Origin of the sequence: Shewanella sp., assembly GCF_013214165.1 — a bacterium.
In the GTDB taxonomy this organism is placed as follows: domain Bacteria; phylum Pseudomonadota; class Gammaproteobacteria; order Enterobacterales; family Shewanellaceae; genus Shewanella.
In genome coordinates, this window is sequence record NZ_JABSSM010000113.1 from 1 (window position 1) to 8,875 (window position 8,875).

General features: G+C 39.5%; 9 protein-coding genes. 3 read left to right on the forward strand and 6 right to left on the reverse strand.

Translation table 11 applies throughout. The annotated features are described in order from the left end of the window. The coding region (locus HRU42_RS19380; protein ID WP_295033545.1) for a transposase at positions 1–452 on the forward strand (452 nt) is incomplete at its 5' end. A gap of 49 nt (positions 453–501) precedes the next feature. Here HRU42_RS19380 and HRU42_RS19385 read toward each other — a convergent pair. The 5 genes from HRU42_RS19385 to HRU42_RS19405 all read right to left on the reverse strand — a co-directional run bounded on the left by HRU42_RS19385 (position 502) and on the right by HRU42_RS19405 (position 5,295). After that, a complete protein-coding gene (locus tag HRU42_RS19385; RefSeq protein ID WP_367227198.1) occupies positions 502–804 on the reverse strand; it encodes a transposase in 303 nt (100 codons plus the stop codon). A 79-nt stretch (positions 805–883) separates the two neighbouring features. Then, the gene (locus HRU42_RS19390; RefSeq protein ID WP_295033547.1) at positions 884–3,271 is read right to left on the reverse strand and encodes an ABC transporter permease; all 2,388 of its coding nucleotides are present in this window, start codon (positions 3,269–3,271) and stop codon (positions 884–886) included. Position 3,272: 1 nt separating this feature from the next. Further along, positions 3,273–3,965, reverse strand: coding sequence for an ABC transporter ATP-binding protein (locus tag HRU42_RS19395; RefSeq protein ID WP_295033549.1), 693 nt, complete (start codon positions 3,963–3,965; stop codon positions 3,273–3,275). Between the two features lie 32 nt (positions 3,966–3,997). Next, entirely contained in the window at positions 3,998–4,246 is a 249-nt protein-coding gene (locus tag HRU42_RS19400; RefSeq protein WP_295033551.1) for a hypothetical protein, read from the reverse strand. 104 nt (positions 4,247–4,350) lie between these two features. Then, positions 4,351–5,295, reverse strand: coding sequence for an efflux transporter periplasmic adaptor subunit (locus tag HRU42_RS19405; protein ID WP_295033553.1), 945 nt, complete (start codon positions 5,293–5,295; stop codon positions 4,351–4,353). A 209-nt stretch (positions 5,296–5,504) separates the two neighbouring features. Between HRU42_RS19405 and HRU42_RS19410 the strand changes: the two genes are divergently transcribed. After that, on the forward strand, positions 5,505–6,878 hold the full coding sequence (locus HRU42_RS19410) for a sigma-54 dependent transcriptional regulator (protein ID WP_295033554.1): 1,374 nt from the start codon (positions 5,505–5,507) through the stop codon (positions 6,876–6,878). Between the two features lie 75 nt (positions 6,879–6,953). Continuing rightward, the gene (locus tag HRU42_RS19415; RefSeq protein WP_295033555.1) at positions 6,954–8,213 is read left to right on the forward strand and encodes an ATP-binding protein; all 1,260 of its coding nucleotides are present in this window, start codon (positions 6,954–6,956) and stop codon (positions 8,211–8,213) included. 314 nt (positions 8,214–8,527) lie between these two features. Here the strand turns inward: HRU42_RS19415 and HRU42_RS19420 are convergent. Then, positions 8,528–8,875: transposase (locus tag HRU42_RS19420; protein ID WP_295033556.1), on the reverse strand; the 348-nt coding region annotated here is incomplete at its 5' end.

An 8,875-nucleotide genomic window follows, 5' to 3' on the forward strand; every position in this document is an offset into this window, starting at 1 on the left:
GTATCGTCCACATGGTGCGTAATTCACTGAAGTTTGTGCCCTGGAAAGATTACAAGGCAGTGACAAGTGACTTGAAGAGCATCTATCAATCGATCACGGAGCAAGAAGCGAGTATGGAGCTGGATCGCTTTGCCGAAAAATGGGATGGTAAATATCCTCAGATCAGTAAATCTTGGCGTACGAATTGGGACAACCTGATCACTATTTTTGATTACCCTCAGGATATTCGTATGGTGATTTATACCACCAACGCGATAGAGTCGCTGAACAGTGTGATCCGAAAATCGGTGAAGACGCGTAAGGTCTTTCCTAACGATGATGCTGCGTTGAAAGTTATCTTTTTAGCGATTGAATCAGCGTCTAAAAAATGGACCATGCCGATAAGGGATTGGAAACCTGCGTTAAATCGTTTTATGATTGAGTTTGAGGAGCAGCTGGCTCCTCATATTTAAAACAGGCAGTTACACAGTTTAATTTATACCCTCCTAGCTTTTTTATATTTCAAGGCAGCAAATGCTCTAGGCTTTCAGGCTTGAGTGACAACTGCTCGAGGCAGTGAATTAGATAATCGAACGGCACTAGCCCATTGGCCTTGGCCGTTTCAATCATGCTGTACAACATCGCACTGGCGTTCGCACCATTAGCCGTATTAGAAAACAACCAGTTCTTGCCTCCAATTACGAACGGTTTTATGGCTCGCTCAGCACGATTATTGTCAATGTTAAGCCTGCCATTTTCAAGATAGCGCGTTAGATTTTGCCACTGATTCAGGCTATAAGTAACATGCTTATTTACCTCACTCAGTACGAATGTACGGGCGCGTGAATTATTGCTAGTTTTAACAGCCTATTAGGGAACTTTTTTCCATCCTCATTATTCCAAGCTATTCTTTCCTCAACATTGAAAACGGTTGAATACTCGACATTCGAAGAGCAAGGCTAAATACTGTCGACCAAGTTACAAACATTACCAATCCGGCAGCCACTAGATATACCAAAGGATTCTGACTGATGCGGTCATTGAAATTTGTTAACCAACTATCAATAAAATAAAAAGCAATAGGGAATGCCACCACAATGCTGATACCAATCAAAATCAAATATTCTTTGGCCAGTAGGTTTACCAGCTCCGTTCGAGACGCCCCCAGTACTTTTCTGATCGCCACTTCTTTATTTCGCCTTTGCGCACTGAATGCCGCCAAACCAAAAATACCCACACAAGTTAAAAACACAGCTAAACCACTAAATAGCAATACCACTTGGGCCTGTATTCTTTCGCCCTGATAAATTGCACTGTATTGTTCTGATACCAATTCTACCTCAACAGTATCCAATTTAAGCCGCTCTTTGATAACATCCTCAATGCGTTGGCGCGTGTCCAACTGAAATTCATCTTCAACATTGATGGTTAAGGCTACACCACCTGCCCAGGTTAACCCACAGACAAAAACGATCGGTGACTGTGGGCTACGGGTTGAACCTATTTTAACATCTTCGACCACGCCAACAATTTTGCCGTTAAATCCAATAGATGGACCAGCATCAAACCTGAATACCTTGTCAATAGCTTGCTCAGGTGAATCATATCCAGCAGCTATAAGTAATGAACGAGAAATCAATATACTAGCTTTTGGTACGCCAGTTTGCTCATTAAACCAATCCGATTTATGTTTTTCAGAAAAATCTCGACCAGCAATCAATTTTAAGCCAAGCGTTGAAACCGCATCATATCCAACACCAGCATACTTAATCCCCTCAGTTACTGCATCAGATCCTGGCAGGCGAATATTAACACCGGCATTTGTCGACACGGTAAGGTTGAAATCTGTGGGAGTCACATCATTTACACCGCTAATTTTACTGATATCGTTAAACAAAGATTGATATTTAGGGTCGAAAATATTACCTGTATTCAGTACTCTTAAACGTTGAGATTTGTCATAACCCACAGCCAAGTTATCAAGGAACTGCAATTGCATATACAAAGTAATAGCTCCAATAATAAGACCTATCGAAAGTGCCGCCTGAAACACCATCAAAAACTTACGAATTCGAATGGCAGTTGTCCCCCTTTGCATATCACCACTTAACACTCTTTTGGCGCTAAACGATGAAATAAATAATGCAGGATAAACACCTGACAAAAACCCTACTACTAGAGTCGAGCTTACAATAAATACTCCGAAGTAACTAAAGTAACTAATACTCAACTCGCGTGAAACAAACTGATTAAATGCAGGCAGCAGCAACTCAACAATAGCACAAGCAATCAAAGCTGAAATAGCGGCAACGCTAACCGACTCCAGCAAGAATTGTAGCAGCAATTGTTGTCTGGAACTGCCCAAGGCTTTGCGCACACCTACCTCTTTTGCTCTTGTCCCAGCCTGTGCTATACTCATATTAATAAAATTAATGGAGCCAATCATCATCAACAAAATACTTAGGGCGATACTAATTTTAACCGTTTTGGCCGATCCGCCTTTTTTCATATCATAGAGCATATTTTCGTCCAAATGGACATCTAATATCGATTGTAATTTAATCTCAATATTATTTTTGCCTTGATGTGCATTGACAAATTTACTTATTTTGGAAAGTATACTCGCTTTGTTTGCATTATCAGACAACCGGATGTAAGTGAAAGAATCGTTTCTAAAAAATCTGTGATTAAATTGACTTTCACTAATGATGGCATCAACCAACAAATGAGTATTAGTCGGCATATCTTCAAAAATAGCACCAACTGTCCAAATTTTACTAGCAGTCTCTAATCGCCGTCCAACAACACTAGTTGACCCGAAAAAACGAACAGCTGCAGAATGAGACAAAGCTATTCTGTCAGGCAACGTCAAGGCTTCTTTTAACTGTCCATCAAGCACATTGATGGAGAAAAAATCGGTTAAATTAGGGGTCGCCGCATAAACATTTTCCAACGGTAAGTATTGATCATTGACCTTTACTTTATCATCGATCTTTTCACCCCCCATTACCCAACTGAATACCGCTTCTACGCCATCCAATTTGGTTGCATACTGACCAATAGAAGGGCTGATTATGGGGACACTAATATCTACAGACTTATAATGCTGCAATATTCGATAGGTATTTTCAGTGTGTGGATGAAACTCATCAAAAGAACTTTCATAATATGCATAGAGTGCAACGAGTAATGCCGCCGCCAGCCCTACCGCCAAACCTATCACGTTAATGGCAAAATAAGTTTTTTGTCTCTGAAATGAACGATAAGCTGTAATAACATAATTTATCAGCATATTAAGCCTTGTTTCCTATGCTGTTGATGGGACCAGAGACAATCTGGCCATCAAACAAACGAACGATGCGGTGACTGAACAATGCTTCTGTTTCAGAGTGAGTTACCATAATCACTGTAGTCCCCTCATTATTGATTTCTTTCAACATATCCATTACTTCCTTGCCATTTGTGGAATCGAGGTTACCGGTTGGTTCATCAGCAAGAATCAATTTCGGATTAATCACTAATGCTCTTGCCACAGCGACACGTTGCTGCTGTCCTCCGGAAAGCTGCTGCGGTAAATGGTCGGCACGGTGATCGATTTTCATTCGCTTTAAAATAGCTTCAACTCGGGATTTTCGTTCAGCGGCAGGGACTTTTTGGTATTGTAATGGAAGAGCTACGTTTTCGTATACGGTCAAATCGTCAATCAGATTAAAGTTTTGAAATACGATACCCAACGAGGTTTTACGCAACTGGGACAACTGTTTCTCACTAAATTTAGCAATATCCTGTCCTAAAAATAAATACTCACCACTAGTTGGTGAATCCAACATACCCAATATAGACAACATAGTCGACTTTCCGCAGCCGGAAGGTCCCATAATGGCAAGAAACTCACCTTTAGCAACATGCAAATTAACATTGTTTACTGCAGTAGTCTCGACATCAGACGTATGAAATACTCGAGAAAAATTGGTTAATTTAATCATAAAAATCCTTAAATATTATTTTCACTATCTACTTAGAAATTCAGAATGTCGGCTTTGTCAAAAGCGCTATAATTCGAAATGATCACTTTATCCCCCTCGTTGAGGCCTTTTATAACCTCAATAAATTGTTGATTCCTCTTACCTACGATGATCGAACGACGATGCGCAATACTGTTGTCGGCATTCAAAACGAATATCCAATGACCTCCAGTATTGTTGACAAATCCACCACGCTCTATCATTAAAGTTTCACGGTTGCTTTCACTGAGCACAATACTCATTGCAATGGTTTGTCCCCGTTTGATTTGCTCGGCTGAATTTTCTTGGATATCCGTTCCCGGGAAGTTATCTGGTAAATCGATTTCAACTTGAAATTGAGCATTATTTACCCTGCTATCACTTTATTGATGGTTAAAGACTGCGTCTCACCATTTGATTCGACATTAACCATCATACCCACAGTCACTTTGTTCAAGTAGTATTCATCCAGTGACACAATAACTTTAAATTGACCAGGAATATCAATCTGTCCTAACCGAGCCCCTTCCACTTTTGACTCGCCAAGTTCTACGGAAAAATCACTCAAGTACCCGGTTAATGGAGCCTTAACTAACAAATTATCAAGATTATCTCTGGCAAACTGAAGGTTTTTCTGCAACATCTGAGCGCTATCTTTCAACTGCTTGATTTGCAATGAACGTACTTTTTCTTCCTGAGTCTGCCGATCAAGTGTCAGTGCCCTGCGTTTTTTGTAGTAATCCAGATCTTGTATAATTGTGGAAAGCACTTCTTGACTAACTGCCCCTGCATGTTTCAAACGCTTGAACTGACGGAGCTTGCGTTCCAAATGACCAATTTCGTTGTCGGTATCTAACAAAGACCGTCGTAGATCGAGCCGAACAGTTTCAACCTGCATTTGAGTGTTGCGTAAAAAATTCAGTTGCTCGGAGATTTGAGCCTCCCGACTAATCACATCTAGTTGTAGATTAGTATTTGACATTCTAACTAAAGGTTGATTTTTTTCTACATATTCTCCTTGTTGCACAAAGCGTTCTTCAACCCGACCACCAGCAATGGCATCCAAGTAGATTGTAAACTTCGGAAACACAATACCTTGTATATTTAAGTAATCATCGAAACGATCTTTGACTACCGTACTGAGCATCAAGCTGCGAAGTGAAATATGTTGTTGTTGTCCTCCTGAAGACTGGGTGCCAGACAAACCACTGTTACCAGTGAAAAACCACAGACAAATGGCAACAAAGCCGACGCCTGCAATAATCCATTTTGAGTTGTTATTCATCCCACTTTTTTCTATTTTCTTATCCACAGACATCCATTTTTTTTGATCGATAGTTTGTTAACATAACAAGATAAGCAACATTCGCGCCAGAGTAAAACACTCGTCCAAGCCTTATAATTCGGTAATATTAGGTGAAGTTCTAGAAATGTGTCCATAAACGTAGACCAGACTGTCCACTAATGGACAATATAGCTATATTCAATTAAGCTACAATTTATCGACAGAAGGGTAACAAGATGAAGAATAATGGCAATGTATTAATTGTCGATGACAATACTGACCTGTTAACAGCTACTCGGCTATTATTGAAACGCCATTACACTATGGTGCAAACCCTCAATGATCCCACTCAGATGTCATCTCTATTACAGCAAACAGATTTTGATATTGTGCTACTAGACATGAATTTCACTCAAGATGCGATCAATGGAAAAGAAGGACTCTATTGGCTCGAAATATTACTTGATATCAATCCTAATTTGATTATCGTGATTATGACCGCTTATGCCGATATCAAGTTGGCCATCAATGCTATCAAATTAGGGGCCTGTGACTTCATTGCCAAGCCATGTCAAAACGATGAATTACTTGCTACCGTCGCAGCCGCTTTCAAACATGTCGAATCAAAGAAAGCTATCAAGCACATGAGGCGGCAAACTAAGGGACTATTAGATGTAATCAACCATGATCGACAGGTATTTTTAGGCAAAAGTGCAGTAATGGAACAAATATTTTCGACTATAGCCAAGGTTGCAGTCACGGATGCCAACATATTGATATTAGGTGAGTCAGGTACAGGTAAGGAATTAGTCGCACGGGCAATACACAATCAAAGTCAAAGGGCCAACAACCCCTTTATCTCAGTAGATATGGGGTCTATTGTAGGCTCTCTTTTTGAAAGCGAACTTTTTGGACACAAAATTGGAGCATTCACCGATGCTAAGTCAGATCGTATTGGTCGTTTTGAGCTTGCTAAAGGCGGGAGTTTGTTTCTTGACGAGTTAGGAAACTTACCACTACAGCAGCAGGGAAAACTGCTTACGACAATTCAAAATAATGAAGTTCAAGCTGTTGGCAGCAATACTACAATCAAAACCGATGTAAGGCTAATATGCGCAACTAACGAAAATCTGAATAAGTTTATTATAGAAGGGTTATTCCGTCAGGACCTGCTTTATCGTATCAATACTATCGAAATAACTTTGCCTCCACTAAGAGAGAGAAAAGAAGATATACCACTCCTTATCAATCATTTTCTACAACTGAACTGTCAGAAATACCACCGGGAACTTACGATTTGCCAATCAGATATGCAACGACTAACTCGTTATCCGTGGCCTGGTAACGTAAGAGAGTTATCTCATTCACTCGAACGAGCTGTTATTTTAGCAGACAAAAGTCAAATAGATATCACAACAATTATAAGTAACAAACAAACTTCAATTGAATCAATCACAGCTCAAAATACTCAACTTAATTTAGCTACTGTCGAAGAGCAAACAATTCGTACAGCGATTATTCACTTTAATGGCAATCTCAGTCAAGCAGCACAAGCGCTAGGATTAACACGAGGCGCACTTTATCGAAGGTTGGAAAAATATGGTATATAGCTCATGATTAACCGAGGAGTTTTTCGCTATATAATTGGTGAATTACTGTTCTCCCTATGCGTTGTCGTAACAAGTATGAGTATCAACACAATTGGTTTAAATGCAATAACAACATTAATGATTATTATATCTATTATTTTCGGAATACAGTTATCGATTCGACAGCTAAAAAACGAACGTCGAACCAAATCAGTTTTACAAGCAATGGCCAATGGCGATCCTTCGTTAGGCTTACGTAGTAACAGCTTATTACGATACGAAATAGAACAGATAAAAATGAATATCCAAATTGGTCGTATTAGAGCCCAGGATGATAACCAATTTTTACAGGAACTTTTAAGACATATAGACAGTTGTATTCTTGTTGTGGATGGGGCCAATCAGGTAATACATAAAAACCAAGCGCTTGATAAATTACTTGGCCCTATGCCAGCAGACATAACTTCACCACAATGGAGGGAATTAGGCCAATATATTACCTCTGCCAACACGTCACACAGAGACATCGTTGTTTGGAATAAAAACGCAAGGAATGACACACTTTCCTTACACCTAACCTACACTCGTTTGCAAGAAAAACTAGTGAAAATCATCAGTATTCAGTCTATTCATCACGCACTAGAAGCCAAGGAAAATAAAGCTTATGAGAACCTTACAAAAGTATTAACTCACGAAATTGCGAATTCAATTATGCCTTTGTCATCATTGGCTCAAACAGCGAAGGAGCTGCTTCCCAGCCAAGATAAGTTTGACTGCGAGGATGACCTCAAAGACTTAACTGAAGCATTAACAACCATTACCAAACGCAGTGAGAGCTTGGGAAAATTTATTCAAAGCTTTAGCCAGATAACCAAATTGCCGAAGCCACAGCCTGAACGCCTCGATCTAACGGCTTTGGTTAAACATGTACTCTTATTGCTTAGTAAAAGCGACAAATCTAAGGAGATTGATATAAATTTTGTTTTCGACAATCAAAGCTACTGGGTGTTTGTAGACTCATGTCAGTTGGAACAGGTATTGGTCAACCTCATTGCCAATGCTAAGCAATCGTTGAGTAATGTAGCTCAAAAGAAAATTCAAATAACCATAAAACGCCAATCACAAGGCGGACTAATTGTTGATATTGAAGATTCTGGGACCGGTATTGAATCCCACGTAGCAGAGCATATTTTTATCCCATTTTTCACAACAAAACAGCAGGGTTGTGGCATTGGCTTAAGTTTATCACGCCAAATCATGCTGGCTCACCGCGGAGATTTAATTTATGTAGATAAACCATTGGATCAAAAGCAATTACCCGGAGCCTGCTTTAGAATTATATTCAATTTAACTTGATATTACCTCTTATACTATAAGCATACCTCTGAAGATGAGTCAGTTTCAGTCTATGCTCATACGTAGGATCTTAAGCCAAAACTAAATATCTATATGATTAGTCAGTATTATTTAATAAAACATGGAAGTTGTGCTCATCTCATGATCAAATAGTAAGTGCGAACCACTAATCAAAAATGAGAGAGCACAAGATGAATTTTAACGCGATTCCTAAGCAACTGACAAGTGTTCTTAACTCATGCAACATCAATCAATTAGCCAAAGAGTGTCATTTTTCATGCGAGGGTATAAATTAAACTGTGTAACTGCCCGTTTTAAATATGAGGAGCCTGCTGCTCCTCAAACTCAATCATAAAACGATTTAACGCAGGTTTCCAATCCCTTATTGGCATGGTCCATTTTTTAGACGCTGATTCAATCGCTAAAAAGATAACTTTCAACGCAGCATCATCGTTAGGAAAGACCTTACGCGTCTTCACCGATTTTCGGATCACACTGTTCAGCGACTCTATCGCGTTGGTGGTATAAATCACCATACGAATATCCTGAGGGTAATCAAAAATAGTGATCAGGTTTTCCCAATTCGAACGCCAAGATTTACTGATCTGAGGGTATTTACCATCCCATTTTTCGGCAAAACGATCCAGCTCCATACTCGCTTC

What these genes read in the sequence shown, in the direction of transcription:
- HRU42_RS19415 (WP_295033555.1), top strand. Translation starts at nt 6,954, where the DNA reads ATGAGTATCAACACAATTGGTTTAAATGCAATAACAACATTAATGATT.
- HRU42_RS19410 (WP_295033554.1), top strand. Translation starts at nt 5,505, where the DNA reads ATGAAGAATAATGGCAATGTATTAATTGTCGATGACAATACTGACCTG.
- HRU42_RS19390 (WP_295033547.1), bottom strand. Translation starts at nt 3,271, where the DNA reads ATGCTGATAAATTATGTTATTACAGCTTATCGTTCATTTCAGAGACAA.
- HRU42_RS19395 (WP_295033549.1), bottom strand. Translation starts at nt 3,965, where the DNA reads ATGATTAAATTAACCAATTTTTCTCGAGTATTTCATACGTCTGATGTC.
- HRU42_RS19400 (WP_295033551.1), bottom strand. Translation starts at nt 4,246, where the DNA reads ATGAGTATTGTGCTCAGTGAAAGCAACCGTGAAACTTTAATGATAGAG.